Annotated in this window: 14 protein-coding genes and 1 pseudogene; 11 read left to right on the top strand and 4 right to left on the bottom strand. The window is 71.3% G+C overall.

Annotation, left to right across the window (positions count from 1 at the left end; all coding sequences use genetic code 11):
• The 6 genes and pseudogenes from E1166_RS32205 to E1166_RS21700 form a co-directional block, all read left to right on the top strand.
• A pseudogene (locus E1166_RS32205) lies at nt 1–125 on the top strand (plasmid pRiA4b ORF-3 family protein); the annotation flags it as partial.
• Nucleotides 126–427: 302 nt separating this feature from the next.
• Nucleotides 428–1,729: an extracellular solute-binding protein gene (locus E1166_RS21720; protein WP_132341495.1), complete on the top strand. Its 1,302-nt coding sequence runs from the start codon at nt 428–430 to the stop codon at nt 1,727–1,729.
• Between the two features lie 112 nt (nt 1,730–1,841).
• Nucleotides 1,842–2,828 (top strand): sugar ABC transporter permease, encoded by a 987-nt coding sequence (locus tag E1166_RS21715; protein ID WP_132268284.1) that lies wholly within the window; start codon nt 1,842–1,844, stop codon nt 2,826–2,828.
• A 10-nt stretch (nt 2,829–2,838) separates the two neighbouring features.
• The gene (locus E1166_RS21710) at nt 2,839–3,744 is read left to right on the top strand and encodes a carbohydrate ABC transporter permease (protein ID WP_132268286.1); all 906 of its coding nucleotides are present in this window, start codon (nt 2,839–2,841) and stop codon (nt 3,742–3,744) included.
• A complete protein-coding gene (locus E1166_RS21705; protein ID WP_132341493.1) occupies nt 3,741–5,174 on the top strand; it encodes a GH1 family beta-glucosidase in 1,434 nt (477 codons plus the stop codon). The genes E1166_RS21710 and E1166_RS21705 overlap by 4 nt, the downstream gene beginning before the upstream one ends.
• A gap of 82 nt (nt 5,175–5,256) precedes the next feature.
• Nucleotides 5,257–6,303, top strand: coding sequence for a LacI family DNA-binding transcriptional regulator (locus tag E1166_RS21700; protein WP_132341491.1), 1,047 nt, complete (start codon nt 5,257–5,259; stop codon nt 6,301–6,303).
• Between the two features lie 68 nt (nt 6,304–6,371).
• Here E1166_RS21700 and E1166_RS21695 read toward each other — a convergent pair whose 3' ends face one another.
• Nucleotides 6,372–7,592 carry an acyl-CoA dehydrogenase family protein gene (locus E1166_RS21695; RefSeq protein ID WP_132341489.1) on the bottom strand — a complete coding sequence of 407 codons (1,221 nt, stop codon included), beginning with the start codon at nt 7,590–7,592 and terminating at the stop codon, nt 6,372–6,374.
• Entirely contained in the window at nt 7,592–8,689 is a 1,098-nt protein-coding gene (locus E1166_RS21690) for a phosphotransferase family protein (protein WP_132341487.1), read from the bottom strand. Before E1166_RS21690 ends, E1166_RS21695 begins: the two co-directional genes overlap by 1 nt.
• Nucleotides 8,690–8,836: 147 nt before the next feature.
• On the opposite strand from E1166_RS21690, the gene E1166_RS21685 reads away from it, so the two are divergent.
• The 3 genes from E1166_RS21685 to E1166_RS21675 all read left to right on the top strand — a co-directional run bounded on the left by E1166_RS21685 (nt 8,837) and on the right by E1166_RS21675 (nt 12,486).
• Nucleotides 8,837–9,538, top strand: a complete 702-nt coding sequence (locus E1166_RS21685) for an amino acid-binding protein (protein WP_132341485.1) — start codon at nt 8,837–8,839, stop codon at nt 9,536–9,538.
• A gap of 89 nt (nt 9,539–9,627) precedes the next feature.
• Nucleotides 9,628–10,713 (top strand): GNAT family N-acetyltransferase, encoded by a 1,086-nt coding sequence (locus tag E1166_RS21680; RefSeq protein ID WP_132341483.1) that lies wholly within the window; start codon nt 9,628–9,630, stop codon nt 10,711–10,713.
• A 351-nt stretch (nt 10,714–11,064) separates the two neighbouring features.
• On the top strand, nt 11,065–12,486 hold the full coding sequence (locus E1166_RS21675) for a S1 family peptidase (protein ID WP_132341481.1): 1,422 nt from the start codon (nt 11,065–11,067) through the stop codon (nt 12,484–12,486).
• Nucleotides 12,487–12,712: 226 nt separating this feature from the next.
• Here the strand turns inward: E1166_RS21675 and E1166_RS21670 are convergent, their stop codons facing one another.
• Nucleotides 12,713–13,447, bottom strand: coding sequence for an LPXTG cell wall anchor domain-containing protein (locus E1166_RS21670; RefSeq protein ID WP_243710473.1), 735 nt, complete (start codon nt 13,445–13,447; stop codon nt 12,713–12,715).
• A 416-nt stretch (nt 13,448–13,863) separates the two neighbouring features.
• Between E1166_RS21670 and E1166_RS21665 the strand changes: the two genes are divergently transcribed.
• On the top strand, nt 13,864–16,749 hold the full coding sequence (locus E1166_RS21665) for a glycoside hydrolase family 9 protein (protein ID WP_132341477.1): 2,886 nt from the start codon (nt 13,864–13,866) through the stop codon (nt 16,747–16,749).
• A gap of 61 nt (nt 16,750–16,810) precedes the next feature.
• Here the strand turns inward: E1166_RS21665 and E1166_RS32200 are convergent, their stop codons facing one another.
• On the bottom strand, nt 16,811–17,314 hold the full coding sequence (locus E1166_RS32200; RefSeq protein WP_243710472.1) for a DUF559 domain-containing protein: 504 nt from the start codon (nt 17,312–17,314) through the stop codon (nt 16,811–16,813).
• Between the two features lie 292 nt (nt 17,315–17,606).
• On the opposite strand from E1166_RS32200, the gene E1166_RS32195 reads away from it, so the two are divergent.
• The coding region (locus E1166_RS32195; protein ID WP_243710471.1) for a hypothetical protein at nt 17,607–17,787 on the top strand (181 nt) is incomplete at its 3' end.

The following is a 17,787-nucleotide window of genomic DNA, read 5'->3' as shown; positions in this document are numbered from 1 at the left end:
GGGCGGCGCTCGCCGATCCGACCCATCCGGAGCACGCCGTGTTGAGCGCCTGGGTCGGTTCGCGCTTCGATCCCGACGCCTTCGACCCGGGCCGGGTGAGCACGCTGTTGCGGCGCTTCTGCTGACACTGCCGAAGTCACGCCGACGGCGCTCCCCGGGTACGCCGCGGCCCGCCTGGGGTGCACCGCCGAGCGGTCCCCAGCATGTCGATCCGGCGAGCGGCATCGGCGGTAACGATCTGGGAACGCTCCCATCGGTCTATTGACACCTATGTCACGCCCCGGCAATCTCATGGGAGCGTTCCCATGGGCGTGCTGCGGATCACTCCACGGCCGTCCCGCCAACGGTTCTCCGCGCTGCGACAGGAACGCGAGCGGCACTCCCCACCACACCCAAACCCAGCCTCACCACCGAAAGAGGGGTCAGGATGAGCGTCACCTCACGCCGTCGCTTCGCGGCGATCGCGCTTGCGTCGGTCGCCGTGCTCGCGACCGGCACGGCCTGCGGCAACGACTCGGAGAGCGGCGACGGGCAGATCACCCTGGTCGTCGACGTCTTCGGCGACCAGGGCTTCGGATACGAGGATCTCTACAAGCAGTACGAGTCGGAACACCCGAACATCAAGATCCAGGAGCGGGGCAAGGGCCTGGGCCTGGGCGACTACAACACCCGGCTGACGCAGCAGATCACCGCCGGCGCGGGCGCCGGTGACATCGTCGCCCTCGAAGAGGGCACGATCGTCCAGTTCTACGCGCAGGCCGACAAGTTCGTGAACCTGGCCGACCACGGCGCCAACGACCTCAAGAGCAACTTCCTGCCCTGGAAGTGGGAACAGGGCGTGACGCCCGACGGCAAGGTCCTCGGCCTCGGCACCGACATCGGCTCGATGGCCATCTGCTACCGCACCGACCTGTTCAAGGCCGCCAACCTGCCCACCGACCGCGAGCAGGTGGGCGCGCTCTGGCCGACCTGGGACGAGTTCATCGCCACCGGGCAGAAGTTCGCCGCCGTCGACAAGAAGCACAAGTTCGTCGACTCCGCGACGAACTTCTACAACGTGGTGCTCATGCAGACCGCCGGCGCCGGCAGCGGTTACACCTACTTCGACAAGAGCAACCAGCTGGTCGTCGGCAGCAACCCGGACGTCAAGTCGGCGTTCGACCTGACCACCAAGATGATCAGCGCCGGACTGTCGAACCACCTCAAGAGCTTCTCCAACGAGTGGAACGCCGGTTTCAAGAACGGCAGCTTCGCCGCCATCGGCTGCCCGGCCTGGATGACCGGTGTGATCAAGGGACAGGCCGGTGACTCGGCTGCCGGCAAGTGGGACATCGCCAAGGCCCCGGGTACCGGTGGCAACTGGGGTGGCGCCTTCCTCGGCGTGCCGAAGGCCAGCAAGCACCCGAAGGAGGCCGCCGAGCTGGCCAAGTTCCTGACCAGCGCCAAGTCGCAGGCCGAGGCGTTCAAGAAGGTCGGTAACCTGCCGTCCTCGCCGCAGGCGCTCAGCGACCCGGCGGTGGCGGAGGCGACCAACGACTACTTCAGCAACGCGCCGGTCGGCAAGATCTTCGCCGCCGGGGCGAGCGAGCTGAAGCCGGTCTACCTGGGCCCGAAGAACCAGGCGGTCCGGGACGCGGTCGAGAACGCGCTGCGCAGTGTGGAGCAGGGCAAGGCCGCTGACGCGGCGTGGCAGGACGCGGTGAAGAACGGCGAGGCCGCCGGCAAGTAACCGGTATCGGCTGCGCTCACGGGTGGTGCCGGTCCCCGGCGCCACCCGTGAACCCGCGTCGGACGCCGTCCGCGGTGCCCACTGACGGCGCCGCCGACCCTAAGGACCGCCCATGAGTTCTCTGGAAACCACCGCCGCGCCGGCCGTGGAGCAGTCCCCGTCGCGCCGGGCCACACGGCGCACGCCTCCGGGCTCCCGCTGGCTGACCCGACTGGACCTCCGCCTCACCCCGTACGTGCTCGTCCTGCCGTTCTTCGTGATCTTCGCGATCTTCGGCGTGTACCCGATCATCTACACGGTCTGGATCGCGCTGACCGACCGGTCGCCGCTCAACGCCACGATCAGCTTCGTCGGCCTGGACAACTTCGTCGAGCTGCTGACCAACGACCCGCAGTTCTGGAACGCGGTGTGGAACACCTTCGGGATGTTCGCCATGTCCACCGTGCCGCAGCTGCTCCTCGCCCTCATGCTGGCCAACGCGCTGAACCGCCGCATCCGCGGGCAGATGTTCTTCCGCCTGGCCATCGCGATGCCGATCATCACCTCCACCGCCGTGGTGGCGCTCATCTTCTCGATGATCTACGCCCGGGACTTCGGTCTGGCGAACTGGCTGCTCGACCTCGTCGGCGTCGACCCCATCGACTGGCGGGCCAACCGCTTCGCCTCCTGGTTCGCCATCTCCACCATGGTCGACTGGCGCTGGGTCGGCTACAACGCCCTGATCTACCTCGCCGCGATGCAGTCGATCAGCAAGGACATGTACGAGGCGGCGGCCCTCGACGGCGCCTCCCGCCGCCGGCAGTTCTGGTCGATCACCATTCCCCAGCTGCGGCCGACCATCATCTTCACGCTGATCATCTCGACCATCGGTGGTCTACAGCTCTTCACCGAGCCGTTGATGTTCACCAGTGGCTCCGGCGCGCTCTCCGGCGGCTCGGAGGGGCAGTTCCAGACCATCACCATGTACCTGCTCGAGGTGATGAACACCCGGTTCCGCTGGGGCTACGCCGGTGCCGTCGCGCTGGTGCTCTTCCTGCTGATCGCCTCCGTCTCCTTCGTCAACTACCTGCTGGCCCGCCGGATCAGCTCGGACAAGTGAGGGTTGCGCCATGACCAGTACGACCCTGCTACCACCCGCGGTCCGGCCCCCGGCGGCCGGTCGCCCCGGTCTCCGTCACCGGGCGGAGCGGCTCTGGACGGCCAGTCCGCTGACCTGGATCGGGCTCGTCCTCGGGGTGTTGCTGTCCCTGTTCCCGTTCTACTGGATGATCGTCATCGCCTCGCGGACGAACGACGCGGCCAACTCCTGGCCGCCGCCCTTCCTGCCCGGCGGGAAGCTGGGCGAGAACATCCAGCGGGTCCTCGACAACGGTGACGCGAACATCCTCACCGGCCTGGCCAACTCGTTCCTGGTCTCGGGGACGATCACCGTGGCCACGGTCTTCTTCGGCTCCCTCGCCGGGTTCGCCTTCGCCAAGCTGCGGTTCCGGGGCAAGAACGCGATGCTGCTGATCATCCTCGCCTCGATGATGATCCCCATCCAGCTCGGCGTGCTGCCGCTGTACATCCTCATGGCCAAGCTCGAGTGGTTGAACACCATGCCCTCGGTGACCGTGCCGTTCCTCATCGGCGGCTTCGGGATCTTCATGATGCGCCAGTACGCCGAGCAGGCGGTGCCGAACGAGCTGATCGAGGCGGCCCGGGTGGACGGCTGCTCCACCTGGCGGGTCTACTGGCACGTGGTGGTGCCGGCGCTGCGCCCCGCCGCCGCCGTGCTCGGCCTGCTCACCTTCATGGAGCAGTGGAACCAGTTCTTCTGGCCCTTCGTGGTGCTGGCCGACCCGGCCAACCCGACCGTCCAGATCTCGTTGCGCAGCCTCAACACGGCCTACTTCGCGGACAACTCGCAGATCTTCGCGGGTACCCTGATCGCCACCCTTCCGCTGTTCGTCGTGTTCGTCCTGTTCGGCCGCCAGATCATCGGCGGGATCATGGAAGGTGCCCTCAAGTCGTGAGCAACCCCAACCACCCGCCCGCCGTCGGTGTCCTCGAGCAGGGGCCGGAACTCATCTTCCCGCCCGGCTTCCTGTGGGGCGCGGCGACCGCCGCCTACCAGATCGAGGGGGCGGCCACCGAGGGCGGTCGCACCCCGTCGATCTGGGACACGTTCAGTCACACCGAAGGCCGGGTGGTCAACGGGCACACCGGTGACGTGGCCTGCGACCACTACCACCGGATGCCCGACGACGTCCGGATGATGGCCGACCTGGGCCTGAGGTCGTACCGGTTCTCGGTGGCCTGGCCCCGGGTGCAGCCGGGCGGTTCCGGCCCGGCCAACGCCGAAGGGCTGGACTTCTACCGGCGGCTCGTGGACGAGCTGCTCAACCACGGCATCGAGCCGTGGCTGACCCTCTACCACTGGGATCTGCCCCAACCGCTGGAGGACGCCGGCGGCTGGCCGGCCCGCGACACCGCCGGCCGGTTCGCCGACTACGCCCAGCTCGTCGCCGACGCGCTCGGCGACCGGGTCACCTACTGGACCACCCTCAACGAACCGTGGTGCTCGGCGTTCCTCGGCTACGGGTCCGGGGCGCACGCGCCGGGTCGCTCCGACGGAGCGGACGCCGTCCGCGCCGGCCACCACCTGATGCTCGGGCACGGTCTGGCCGTGCAGGCGTTGCGCGCCTCCCGGCCCAGCGCCCAACTCGGTGTCACGGTGAACCTCTATCCGGTCACCCCGGCCAGCGACGACCCGGCCGACGCCGACGCCGCCCGCCGGATCGACGGGCTGGCCAACCGCTTCTTCCTCGATCCGCTGCTGCGCGGGTCGTACCCGGCCGACCTCGTCGCCGACCTGAAGCAGGTGACCGACTTCGGGCACGTCCAGGACGGTGACCTAACCACCATCGCCACCCCGATGGATCTGGTCGGCATCAACTACTACAGCCGGCACGTGGTCGCGGCCCCGGTCGAGGGGGCGCAACAGGAGCCGTACTGGCGGGCGCCGTCGTGCTGGCCGGGCAGCCAGGACGTCCGGTTCGTCACCCGCGGCGTGCCGGTGACCGACATGAACTGGGAGATCGACGCTCCGGGCCTGGTGGAGACGCTGCGCCGGGTCCACGAGGAGTACACCGACCTCCCGCTGTACGTCACCGAGAACGGCTCCGCCTTCGTCGACGAGGTGGTCGACGGGAAGGTCGACGACGCCGACCGGCTCGCCTACTTCGACGCCCACCTGCGGGCCGCGCACGAGGCGATCACGGCGGGGGTGCCCCTGCGAGGCTACTTCGCCTGGTCCCTGATGGATAATTTCGAGTGGGCGTGGGGTTACACGAAGCGGTTCGGCATGGTCTGGATCGACTATGACACCCAGATCCGTATCCCAAAGTCCAGTGCCAGGTGGTACGCCGAGGTGATCCGACGCAACGGTCTGGCCGGACAATAGGCGAAGGCCAGCAGCTTTCCGGGCGGCCCCGCCCGTACCCTCCTCGAGGATGGCGGGCCGCCCGACGTCGGAGGAGCAGACAATGACAACGCACCGCACCCGGTCACTCGGGCGTCCGACACTCGACGCGGTCGCCGCCCGCGCGGGTGTCGGCCGCGGCACGGTCTCCCGGGTGGTCAACGGTTCACTGCAGGTCAGCCCGGAGGCCCGGGCCGCCGTCCAACAGGCCATCGCCGAACTGGGGTACGTGCCGAACCGCGCCGCCCGGGCCCTGGTCACCCAACGCACCGACTCGGTCGCCCTGGTGGTCTCCGAATCGGGGGAGCGGGTCTTCACCGAGCCGTTCTTCGCCGGCATCGTCCGGGGCGTCAGCTCCGGGCTGCTGGAGACGCCGCTGCAACTCTGGCTGGCCATGGTGCAGTCCCCGATCGAACGGGAACGCGTCGAGCACCACCTGACCAACCAGCACGTCGACGGGGTCCTGCTGCTATCGCTGCACGACGCCGACCCGCTGCCGACCCTGCTGGAGGAGCGCGGCCTGCCGACCGTGCTCGGTGGCCGGCCGGCCCGCATGCTCCAGCCGGGCGCGCGACCGCCCTGGTTCGTCGACGTGGACAACGTCGGTGGCGCACGGCAGGCGGTGGAACACCTGGCCCGCCGGGGCCGGCAGCGGATCGCCACCATCGCCGGCCCGCAGGACATGGGCGTCGGGCTGGCCCGCCTCGCCGGCTACCGGGACGCCGTGCGCACCACCGGCTCGGAGGTCGACCCGCGCATGGTGGTGTACGGGGACTTCAGCGAGGGCAGCGGCGCGGCCGGCATGCGGCGGCTGCTGGAGGTCTGCCCCGACCTGGACGCGGTCTTCGTCGCCTCGGACCTGATGGCCTTCGGCGCGTTGCGGACCCTGCGGGAGACCGGCCGCCGGGTTCCCGACGACGTGGCGGTGATCGGGTTCGACGACGCGCCGATCGCCCGGCAGGCCGACCCGCCGCTGACCACCGTCTTCCAGCCGGTGGAGGAGATGGGCCGGCAGATGGCGCGGCTGCTGGTGGCCCGGATCCGCGGCGACGACATCCCCACCCCGCACCTGCTGCTGGACACCCAGCTCATCCATCGCGCCTCGGCCTGACACGGAGACCGGCCGTCGGCTCGCCGCTGGAGAACCTGGGTCACCTCGGTGCCCCGCAGCCGGGCCGGTCAGTCGGGGGCTGACCAGCGGCGCAGTTCCCGCTTGGCCAGAGACGCCCGGTGCACCTCGTCGGGGCCGTCGGCCAGCCGCAGGCTGCGGGCCTGGACCCAGAGCCCGGCCAGCGGGGTGTCCTGGCTGACGCCCGCGCCACCGTACGCCTGGATGGCCTTGTCGATCACCCACTCGGCCATCGCCGGAGTGGCGATCTTGATGGCCTGGATCTCGGTGTGCGCGCCCCGGTTGCCGACGGTGTCCATCAGCCAGGCGGTCTTGAGCACCAGCAGCCGGGACTGCTCGATCCGGACCCGTGACTCGGCGATCCACTCCCGCACCACGCCCTGCTCGGCCAGCGGCCGGCCGAAGGCGACCCGGTCCAGCACCCGCCGGCAGAGCAGCTCCAGCGCTCGCTCGGCCATGCCGATCAGCCGCATGCAGTGATGGATGCGCCCCGGACCGAGCCGGGCCTGGGCGATGGCGAACCCGCTGCCCTCCGCGCCGATCAGGTTCTGCACCGGTACCCGTACCTCGGTGAAGTCGATCTCGGCGTGCCCACCGTGCGGCGCGTCCCGGAAGCCGAAGACGGTCATGCCCCGGCGGACCGTCACTCCCGGGGTGTCGCGGGGCACCAGCACCATGCTCTGCTGGCGGTGCCGCTCGGCGGTCGGGTCGGTCTTCCCCATCACGATGAAGACCGCGCAGCGCGGATCCATCGCCCCGGACGACCACCACTTGCGCCCGGTCACCACGTACTCGTCGCCGTCGCGGGTGATCCGGGTGGCGATGTTGGTGGCGTCGGAGGAGGCGACCTCCGGCTCGGTCATGCAGAACGCCGAGCGGATCTCCCCCGCCAGCAGCGGCGCCAGCCAGCGGTCCCGCTGCGCCGGCGAGCCGAACTCGGCCAGCAGCTCCATGTTGCCGGTGTCCGGGGCCGCGCAGTTGACCGCCTCTGGTGCCAGGTACGGGCTGCGCCCGGTCAGCTCGGCCAGTGGCGCGTACTGGAGGTTGGTCAGCCCGGCGCCGTGGCGCGGGTCGGGCAGGAAGAGGTTCCACAGGCCGCGCCGACGGGCCTCGGCCTTCAGCTCCGCCAGTATTGGGGGCCGGGACCACGAATCGCCGGCGGCGGCCACCTGCTCGGCGTACACCGCCTCGGCCGGGTACACACACTCGTCGAGGAAGGCGGCCAGCCGCTCGCGCAGCGCGACGGTCCGGGCGTCGTACTCGAACTCCATCATGTCTCCCTGACCTCGCGTAGACCGCGCTCGACCAGCGGGGCGACCAGCTCCCCGATCCGGTCGAAGCCCGCACCGAGGGTCTGCCCGAGGGTGTGCCGGTAGTGGATGCCCTCGCAGATCACCGCGAGCTTGAAACAGCCGAGCGCCACGTGCCAGTGCAGCGGCCCGACGTCGACATCGCCGCGCCCGGCGTACCGTTCGATCAGCTCGGCCCCGGCGGGAAAACCGGCGCGCGGGCCGACGCCGTCGGCGACCGGGTTGCCGGCGGCGAGGGCGCTGTCACCGAGCACGTCCCAGTAGGTCAGCAGCAGGCCGAGGTCGGCGAGCGGATCACCCAGCGTGGCCATCTCCCAGTCGAGCACCGCGCGTACCGACACCGGGTCCACAGTGGCCAGGAGGTTGTCCAGCCGGTAGTCGCCGTGCACGATCCGCCCGGCGTTCGCGCTCTCCGGGACGGTGCCGGCCAACAGGTCACGCAGCTCGTCGATGCCGGGCAGCGGCCGGCTGCGGGACCGGTCGAGCTGTCCGGCCCAGCGGCGCACCTGCCGGGCCAGGTAACCGTCGAAGCGGCCGAAGTCGGCGAGCCCGACCTCGGCCGGGTCGACCGCGTGCAGCGTGGCCAGGGTGTCCATCATCGCCATGGTCAGCTCACGTCGCCGTGCCTCGCCGAGCGGGTCGGTCTGCGCGCGGCCGCGGAACACCTCGCCGGGCACCCGTTCCATCAGGTAGAAGGGCGCCCCGATCACCTCGGCGTCCGCACACAGGTGCACGGCCGCCGGCACCGGCACGGCGGTGGGCGCGAGCGCGGAGATCACCCGGAACTCGCGGGCCATGTCGTGCGCCGTGGCCAGTACGTGGCCGAGCGGCGGCCGGCGTAGCACCACCTCGTGGTCGCCGGCACGCAGCAGGTAGGTCAGGTTGGACCGGCCGCCGGCGATCAGCGTGGCGGTCAACGGTTCGCCGGCCAGTTCCGGCCGGTGATCGGACAGGTAGCCGGCCAGCCGGTCGAGGTCCAACCCCTTCGGGGCCACCCCGACCGGCGGAGCGCCGGGGGTGCCGGCATGCGGCCGGGCGCCGGCGGCCGGATCGGTCATCCGGATAGTTGATGGCAGCTCCGCCGCCGTGTCAAGGCGGGATTTCCGCCCGGGACACGGCCGGGAAACAGGGGCGAAATGGTCAACCGGCAGGCTGGTGCCCAGCCTGCCGGCCACCACGCCGGCCCGCCGAGCGGAGGGACTGACATGTTGCTGAGAGTTCGGGTGACCCTGCCGGACCGACCCGGCACGCTCGGCCAGGTGGCTCGCACACTCGGGGTGTCCGGTGCCGACATCGTCCAGGTCGTGGTTTTGGAACGGCTCGGCGGTCGGGCCGTGGACGACTTCACCGTGGTGTGGCCGGGCGCCGCCCGGGTGGAACGGTTGTTGGCCGGTCTGGCCGCCATCCCCGGGGTACGCGTCGACGGCGTGTGGCAGGCCATCGGTGCCCCGACCACCACCGGCCAGGACGCCGAGCTGCTGGCCCAGGTCGCCGCGAACCCCGCCGACGGGGTGGCCACCCTGGTCGACGCGGTGCCCGGGCTGCTCGCCGCCGACTGGGCGGTGACCGCGGTGGTGCCGGCGGACTGGGCGTCGTGTGCCGGCGGCGGGACGGCGACCGTGGGGCAGGCCAGCTGGCGGGCACCGCAGCCGCCGCGGCTGCCCGAGATCACTCCGCTGCGCGCCCGGGCGATGACCGGTGCCGACGGCACCCACTTCGCGGTCGCCCCGTTCGGTCGGGCCGGGCTGGTGCTGGTGGTCGCGCGGGAGCACACCGAACCGCTCACCGCCGCCGGGTTCCACACCACCGAGGTGGACCGGCTGGCCCAACTCGTCCGGGCCAGCGCGGTGATCCTCGGCGACCGGCTGGACCTGGTCGGACCGCCGCAGGTAACCAGCCTCACCTGAGCTGGGCGAACAGTTCCGCTGGCGTCACCGGCGGGCAACGACCCGGCAACAGCGCCCCGGCACTGTCGTGGCGGGGGAAGGGAGCGGACATGGCTTTGTGGCGGATCCGGGCGACGGTGGACGACCGGCCGGGCTACCTGTCGGTGCTCACGGCGAGTCTCGCGCTGCGCGGGGTCAACATCCTCAGCGTGCAGGTGCACACCACCGAGGTCGGGGCGGTCGACGACTTCCTCGTCGACGCCCCGGACACCCTCGGCGAGGCGGATCTGCTCGCCGCCGTGGAGCGGGGTCGGGGACGGGACTGCTGGGTGGCGCGCAGCGAGGCGCGGGGCCTGGTGGACCAGCCGACCCGGGTGCTCGGGTTGGCGGCCCGAATGGTGCGGGATCCGGAGGCCACCGGGGAGGCGCTGCGCATACTGCTCGGCGCGGACGAGGTGACCTGGCGGCCGATGCCGGCGAACCAGCACGGTGGCTGCGCGGCGTCGAGCATGCTGCTCGCCGACCCGACCGGCGGCTCGTACGAGCTGCGGCGGCGGGAGCCGAGCTTCACCCCCGCCGAGTACGCCCGGGCGCAGGCGCTGGTCGAGTTGGCGGCCACGATGGTCCGCCGGGACGTCGAGCGGGTGACCCTGGTGCTGCCGGACTCCACCGAGGCGGTCGTCCGACCGGCGGCCGTGGATGATCTGCCGGGCGTGGTCGAGCTGTACGAGGGATGCTCGGCGCGGACCCGGCAGCGGCGCCACCCCGGCGGCGCGGCGATGTGGTCGCCGGACCGGTTGCGCCGGCTGCTGGATCCGGCCCGTGGGGCCACCCTGCTGGCGACGATCGGCTCCGGCGGGGCGGCGGAGTCGATCGTCGCCATGGCCAACCTGTCCGGAGAGGGAGACGAGGCCGAGGCGGCCCTGCTGGTACGCGACGACTGGCAGCGGCGCGGCCTCGGTACGGCCCTGCTGCGCCGCCTGCTCGACCGGGCCGAGCGGGCCGGGTACGTTGCCGTGCTGCTGCCCGTCCGGGCGGAGGACACCGCGATGCTGCGGGCCGTACGCCGGTTGGGTCGGCCGGCCCCGGTCGAGCGCGACGGCTCGCTGCTGACGATCACGGTGCCGCTGGCCCCCCGGGTGGCGGCGACGGACCGGGCGGTCGCGGTGCCTGCCCGGACGGACCGGGCGGGCTGAGGACGACGGTCACGACCGGACGCGTCCCGTCGGTGCGACGGGACGGGGGCGACGACGGTACGCGACCACACCGGCGTCGGGTGACGGATCACCCGGTGCCACCGGCCGACCTCCGGTGCGGAGGACGGTACGACGGCAGGGCCTCCGGTGCGGGGGCCCTGCCCGTTTTCGTCCTCGGCCGTGACGGCGGTGGACATCGGGACATCCCACGGTGCCGGGGTACGGCCGTCCGGACCCGAATTATGATCATCAACACACCCTCTGACGCCAACGCGGCCCGGGTCCGACCGCGTCCTTCCAACGCGGACGGTGTCTGTCCACGTAGGCCGTTATCGAGGTGGAGGTTCCCTTTTGACCAGACACAAGCGTCGACTCCTGAACCGCGTCGTCGCCGTGGGTGCGGCCGGCGCGGTGGCGCTGCTCGCTGGCGGGCAGCCGGCCGGTGCCGCGCCGGGCTCCGCCGACGTGACCGGTGCCCGACCGGCCACCGCCACCGCTGTCGAGGTGTTCACCGTGCCGCCGGCAGTTCCCGACCAGCTCGCCGACGACGTGGCGATCGCCCTGGAGACGGCGGAGGCGCGGGCCGAGGCGGACCCGACGGATCTCGCCCCGCCCTATGTCGATCCGACCACGGGGCGGATCGTCTCGGGCGTGCGGGCCAGCGCCGCCTCGACGAAGGTCGCCTACGCGGGGGCCGGCATCGCCGTCAACGCCACTGACGTCGACGACGGTAACGACGACCCGACCCAGGCGGGTGTCGAGTCCGACAAGACCGAGGAGCCGCCTCCCGCGGAGTCGACCGCGTTGGCCGACCCGGAATCCGATCAGATCATCATTCCGAGGATGTTCTATCCCCGAACCCCGGCAGTGAAGTACAGCCTCGCCGACCTGACGGCCGTGCAGGACGAGGTGCTGGGGTCGGACGTACCTGGAGTGTCGAGCTTGTACGCGGCGTCTGTCGACGCCGAGCGTAACCGGGTGGTGGTCCGCGCGTCCGCGCTCACCGAGCAGACCCGTACCGCGCTGGCCAGCCGGTACGGCGCCGACAAGGTCGCGGTCTTCCTCACCCCGGGCGCGGACGTCGGCGCCACCGTCAGCCGGGACAACGACGCCAACCCGTTCTACGGCGGCGCCACGGTGCACACCAACCGGGGCACCTGCACGATTGGCTTCTCCTGGACGCACGAGGGCGAGCACTACTTCCTCACCGCCGGGCACTGCACGAGCGCCAACACCGACGTGCGGATGCCCCGCTACGGCAGCAGCAAGGTCGGCAAGGTCGTCCGGGACAACTGGAACAACAGCACCGGCTCGGTGAAGCTCAGCGGCCAGTCCTACTACAGCGGCGACCTCGCGCTGGTGAAGATGAACAGCGGCTGGAAGACCGACCCCAAGATGTACGTCGGCGGGCCGAACTCCAGCGGATCCCGGGTGGTCAAGGGAGTCGCCAGCCGGTCACCGAAGTACGGCGACAAGTACTGCACCGGTGGCACGACCACCGGCGAGCAGTGCGGCTGGAAGGTCGTCGACACGAAGGTGACCATCCGGTACCGCGACGGTGAGATGCTCCGCAACGCCACCCTGGGCGAGCGGCTCGGCGTCTGCATCAAGAACGGTGACTCCGGTGGCCCGGTCTACAGCGTCAGCGGCGGGAAGGTCGTCGCGAAGGGCATCATCAGCGGCGGTGGCCAGTACGACTTCGGGTGCACCCAGCTGTTCACGGACATCAGGCTGGCCGAGAAGGCACTGCCCGGCATCGTGAAGAAGCGCTGACAGGTCGATCCTCGGGTGGCCGGGTGCCGACGCGCGCCCGGCCACCGTCGTACCTGTGCCCGGAGACGCAGAACCGGTTGCCCTCCGGATCGGCGAGCACCACGTCCGGCCGCTGACCCGACTCGGGCTCGATGGGGTAGTACGCCAGTCGACCCGACGCGCGACCCGAACGCCACCGGCCGCCGGGCGGGTCGCCCGACGGCCGGTGTGCTCTGCTGCGGGAGTGTCAGCTGGTGAAGGTGATCCGGTCCCGGCGACGCCGCAGCACGGTCAGGGCGACACCGCCACCGATCAGTGCGAGGCCGAACAGCGCGACGGTCGTCACCGCCACGCCGGTGAGCGGCAGGTCGCCGTCCTGGCCACCGCCGCCACCGCCGGTGCCCGGCGTGGTCGAGGACGACCCGCTCGGGGAGACCGACTCCGAGGTCGAGGTCGAGGGGGAGGTCGACGTCGACGGGGAGGTCGACGTCGACGGGGACGCGGAGGCCGACGGCGACGGGCTCGGTGACCCCGACGGGACGGTGCCCGGGCAGGTGTGGCTCAGATTGAACTCGTCGTCCTCACCGCTGATCGTCGCGGTGCCACCCACCAGCGTCCAGCCGGCCGGCGTGAAGACGTAGGCGTGCTTGACCTGGCCGTTGCCGGTGGCGGAGAGAAAGTCGGGGTAGGCGTCCGAGTCGTCCGGCACCGCCACGGTCACCGTCGCGGAGCCGTTCGAGAAGGTGAGGGAGAGGCGCTCGAAGTCACCGGCGGTCTTCTTGCTGCCGGGCAGGACGAAGTGCCAGCCGTCGTGCGCCCGAGGCTTGTCGACGAACTTCTCGTCCTCGCACTCCTGCTGGAAGGCCGCCGCGGTCGAGCCCTGGTGGGCCGACTTGAGCGGGATGGTGCTCGACGCCCAAGCCGGGGTGGCGAAAGCGACGAGGGCCGTGGCGGCGCTCGCGATGAGAAGTGTGCGCGCCACGCGCCGAAGCTGGAGCATGAGTAATCCTCCGGGTCTGGTGGAGAGGGCGGCTCATGATCCCGCCTCGGCGTCGCCGCTCGCCATCCGAGGATCATCCTGAGCTGGGCGGACGTGCGGCGACCGGGTAGGGATAACCGGTTGGTTGTGCCCCTCGGACGGCGTGTCGGTGTGACATGCACGGCCCGCGCGACGCTGCGGCGGCGAGGTCACCGTTGCTGTCGTGTCGGGGCGGCCGGGCGGTGGAAGGTGGCACAGCGTACACCTTCACAAACGGGCCACCACCAGATTACATTGTCGAACATCCATGGGAGCGCTCCCGGTTGCGGGGCTCCGCCCACCACCGTCCTCCGGCGCCGGCGCCACCCGACTCCGTCCCGTCGGGCCGCCGCCGGAGTCGTCCGCGACAGGAGTTCGCCATGCGCCACCCGACCCGGCCCCCGCTGAACGGCAGATCCTGGTTGCACCGTCTCCTCGCCGCCGGGGCCGCCCTCGCCGGCACCCTGGCCCTGGCCGTAGGCGCCGCCGTCCCCGCCGCCGCCGTCCCCGCCGCCAGGCAGAGCGCCGCCGCACCGGCCTTCAACTACGCCGAGGCGTTGCAGAAGTCGTTGTTCTTCTACGAGGCTCAGCAGTCCGGAAAGAAGCCGGCCTGGAACCGGGTCTCGTGGCGCGGCGACTCCGCGCTCACCGACGGCGCCGACGTCGGCCTCGACCTCACCGGCGGCTGGTACGACGCCGGCGACCACGTCAAGTTCGGCTTTCCGATGGCGTTCAGCGCCACCATGCTCGCCTGGGGTGCGGTCGAGTACCGCGACGGCTACGTCGCCGCCGGCCAACTGCCGCACCTGCTCAACAACCTACGCTTCGTCAACGACTACTTCATCAAGGCGCATCCCGCGCCGAACGTCCTCTACGGACAGGTCGGCAAGGGCGACGACGACCACAAGTGGTGGGGCCCGGCCGAGGTGATGCCGATGGCGCGGCCCGCGTACAAAATCGATGCGAGCTGCGGCGGTGCGGACCTGGCGGGGGAGACGGCGGCGGCGATGGCCGCCTCGTCGATGGTCTTCCGGCCCACCGACGCCGCCTACGCCGACAAGCTGCTGACCCACGCTCGGCAGCTCTACACCTTCGCCGACACGGTGCGCAGGAGCTACCACGAGTGCATCACCGACGCGACCAACTTCTACCGCTCCTGGAGCGGCTGGCAGGACGAGCTGGTCTGGGGCGCGATCTGGCTGCACCGGGCCACCGGCGAGGCGGCCTACCTGGCCAAGGCGGAGAGCGAGTACGACCGGCTCAACACCGAGAACCAGAGCAACACCCGCTCCTACAGGTGGACGATCGCCTGGGACAACAAGCAGTTCGGGGCGTACGTGCTGCTGGCCAACCTGACCGGCAAGCAGAAGTACGTCGACGACGCCAACCGGTGGCTGGACTACTGGACGGTCGGCGTCAACGGGGAGAAGATCCGCTACTCGCCCGGCGGCATGGCTGTGCTCGACACCTGGGGCGCGCTGCGGTACGCCGCGAACACCGCCTTCGCCGCGCTGGTCTACAGCGACCGGACCACGGACGCCACCAGAAAGGCGCGCTACCACGACTTCGCCGTCCGGCAGATCAACTACGCCCTCGGCGACAACCCGCGCAAATCCAGCTACGTCGTCGGGTTCGGGGCCAACCCTCCGAAGAACCCGCACCACCGCACCGCGCACGGCTCCTGGTGGGACAGCAGCAAGGTGCCGACCGAGACCCGGCACGTGCTCTACGGCGCGCTCGTCGGCGGCCCGTCGTCGCCGAACGACGCGTACACCGACAACCGCGACGACTACGTGATGAACGAGGTCGCCACCGACTACAACGCCGGCTTCACCTCCGCCCTCGCCCGGCTCACCAGCCAGTACGGCGGCAGCCCGCTCGCCGGCTTCCCCACTCCGGAGACCCCGGACATCGACGAGCTGACCGTGGAGACCACGGTGACGCAGGCCGAGCCCCGGGCCACCGGACTCAAGGCCATCGTCTACAACAAGTCAGCGTTCCCCGCCCGGGCGCTGACCACCGCCAGGTTCCGGTACTACTTCCGCCCCGACGGCACCGGGCCCGTCCAGGTCACCCCCGGCTACACCCAGGGCTGCCCGTCGCCGACGGCGGCCCGGCAGCACAGCGGCGACATCTGGTACGTCGAGATCGACTGCACCGGGCACACCATCGCCCCCGCCGGGCAGTCGGCGCACCGGATGGAGGTCCAGTTCAAGATCGGCGTACCGGAGGGCGGCACCTGGGACCCGACCAACGACCCGTCCTATCAGGCCGCCGCGGGGCCGAACCGCAAGGTCGCGCTCTACTCCGCCGGGGCGCGGGTCTGGGGTGAGGAACCGGGCCCGGCCACGCCCGACACCACCGCGCCGAGCGCCCCCGGCCGGCCGGTCGCCTCGGCGCTCACCGCCACCGGGGTGACCCTCACCTGGCCCGCCTCCACCGACACCGGCGGCAGCGGCCTGGCCGGGTACGACGTCACCCGCACGTCTGCCGGCAGCGACCCGGTCGTGGTGGCGACCACCACCAACTCGCTCACCGTGACCGGGCTGACGCCGGAGCGGACGTACCAGTTCAGCGTGGTCGCCCGCGACGGCGCCGGCAACCGGTCGGCCGCCTCGCCCACCCTCGGCGTCACCACCCCGGCCGCTCCCGCGCCGGACACCACCGCGCCCACCGCCCCGGGCACCCCGACCGCCTCCGCGATCGGCCCGACCGGGCTCACCCTGACCTGGGCACCGGCCACCGACGACGTGGGCGTCACCGGGTACCGGGTCCACCGGGCCGGGGATGTCCTCGTCGGCTCGACCACCGGCACCACACTCGCCGTCACCGGGCTGACCGCCGCCACCACGTACACCTTCACCGTGGTCGCGGTGGACGCGGCCGGCAACGTCTCCGCGGCCTCACCCCCGGTCACCGTCACCACCGCGGACCCGCCGGTCGGCGGCGGCTGCGCGGTGACCTGGACGACCAGCACCTGGGACACCGGCTTCACCGCGAACATCACCGTCACGAACACCGGCACCACCACCGTCAGCGGCTGGACGCTCGCCTTCACCTTCCCGAGCGGCGGGCAGAAGGTGGGCCAGGGCTGGTCGGCCACCTACACCCAGACCGGTACGGCGGTGACCGCGACGAACCTGCCGTACAACGGGACGCTCGCGCCGAGGGCGTCGACCAGCTTCGGCTTCAACGGCACCCACACCGGGACCAACCCGAAGCCCACCGCCTTCACCCTCAACGGCGCTCCCTGCACCTCGTCCTAGCGGCAGGCCGCTGGAGATCTTGGCGGGTTGTCGTCCGCGACAAACGGCAACTCGCCAAGATTCACGTCTGCGGCTGCCAGCCGGCTGCGAGGAGGGCACGGCGGAGGGTGATGGCCACCTCGTCGGGACGGGTACGGACCAGCCAGGCGGGGAAGCGCAGAATCCGATCGCCGGTGGTCCAGATGTCGTTCTGCCGACGCATGTCCGCCGCCCAGTGTCGGACGTCCATGTGGTGTGAGCCGTCGACCTCCACGTGCAGCCGCCACTGTCGCCAGTACGCGTCGAGGAACCGCAGCCGTCCGGACTGATCCCTCCGGCGTTCCTGAAGGTCCGGCTCCGGCAGCCGGTGACGTCGGCAGAGCGTCAAGAAGTCCAGCTCGGACAGGGCCTGCGCGCCGCCGGCGATGTCCGCGATGGTCCGGTGGATCAGCCGCCGGCGCGGTGCCCGAGGCAGCACGTCGAGCACCGCGACGATCTCCTCCGGCAGCACCCGACGCTGCTGGCACGCGGCGGCCAGCACCGCCCGGGTCTCGTCGTCGCTGCGAGCCCATCCTGCACCGTCCACCACCGCTCGGGCCGTCGTCGTCCGCGGCGGCCGGCCAGCTGCAGATGGCCGTCGGGCAGCACCGCCGTGCGGTGCACCACGACGGCGGGCATGTCGATCGGCAGTTGGCGTAGCACCGTCGCCACCTTCCGGCCCGCCGGCACCAGCACGTGCAGCGGCTCGGCACGAAGCCCTCGTACCCCTGCCTCGCCGGCGGCGGTCACCCCGGCCAACACCGCCTCCGGCCCGGCGGCGAGGACCGCCACCCACAGTTGCTGGTCGCGGGGTGAGCCGCCCGTTGCCGGTGACGAGAATGCCCCGGCAGATCGACCGCCACCGACCGGAGCGGACCAGGCCGCGCACCGTACCCGGAGTCAGCAGCCTGGTCGCCTGCGCACTGGTGAGCACGCCGGCCTGCTCGAACGCCAGCCACTCCACCGCCCCTGCCCGCTCCGCGGGCACCGTCCCCACCACCCGCCCGAGTCTTCACCGGT

Origin of the sequence: Micromonospora sp. KC213, assembly GCF_004348325.1 — a bacterium.
Lineage (GTDB): Bacteria > Actinomycetota > Actinomycetes > Mycobacteriales > Micromonosporaceae > Micromonospora.
Note: the sequence above shows the minus strand (reverse complement) of the source record. Positions and strands in the feature narration are given on the sequence as shown.